At 70.0% G+C, this 931-nt stretch carries 1 protein-coding gene; it reads left to right on the top strand.

The features are described 5' to 3' along the window. Positions 1–916: 2Fe-2S iron-sulfur cluster binding domain-containing protein (locus RZ1_RS29455; RefSeq protein ID WP_072816495.1), on the top strand; the 916-nt coding region annotated here is incomplete at its 5' end. Positions 917–931: the final 15 nt, after the last annotated feature.

The following is a 931-nucleotide window of genomic DNA, read 5'->3' as shown; positions in this document are numbered from 1 at the left end:
CGAGAACATCCTCGCCGCGGGTCGCCGCGCGGGCGTGTGGCTGCCCTTCGAGTGCGGCTGGGGCTCGTGCGGGACGTGCAAGGCGACTCTGGTCTCCGGGGAGGTCGAGCTTCTCTTCCCCGAGGCACCGGCCATCGACCCGCGGGACGAGCGTCGGCGCCGCAAGCTGACCTGTCAGACCACCGCCACGACCGATGTCACGCTCAAGGTCACCCGGCTCGGTCCCTTCGAGGAGCGTCCGACCACCGACCGCGTCGCGCAGCTGGTGGACAAGCGTGAACTGGGGCCCGGCATCTGCTCGTTCACCTTCGCGCTCGATGCACCGGCCGACTTCCGTCCGGGGCAGTACGCGATCCTCGAGCTGGGCCCGGATCTGCGGCGCTGCTACTCGATGGACGGCGGGCCGGGGGACGAAATCACTTTCGTCGCAAAGCATTACGAAGGCCGTCCGGGCAGCACTGCCCTGCATGCGTTGGAGGTCGGGGCATCGGTGCCGATCGCGGTTCCCTTCGGGGACATGTGGCTGCGCGACGACGATTCCCCCGCGATCCTGATCGCGGGCGGTACCGGCGTGGCTCCGGTGCTGTCACTGGTCCGGCACATGGCCGAGCGGCGCCGTACGCATCCGGTCACGGTTCTGTACGGCGCCAACACGCCCGAGGAACTGGTCTGCCTGGACGAGCTCGCGGCCGCGGTCGCGCAACTGCCCGAAGGGGAGCTCGTGCCGGTGGTCACGCAGGCCGATGACACCTGGGAGGGTCGTCGCGGCTTCGCGACCACCCCACTGGGTGAGATCGCCACACCGGCGCACCGCTATTACCTGGCCGGGCCCCCGCCGATGGTCGACGCGACGATGGCGGTGCTCCGCGAGTGCGGCGCCGGCCTGGACCGGATCCACGTGGACAAGTTCGGCTGATCCACCCGAACCCTG

The organism is Rhodococcus zopfii NBRC 100606 = JCM 9919, from assembly GCF_001895025.1.
In the GTDB taxonomy this organism is placed as follows: domain Bacteria; phylum Actinomycetota; class Actinomycetes; order Mycobacteriales; family Mycobacteriaceae; genus Rhodococcus; species Rhodococcus zopfii.
This window is presented reverse-complemented; position numbering and strand designations above follow the sequence as displayed.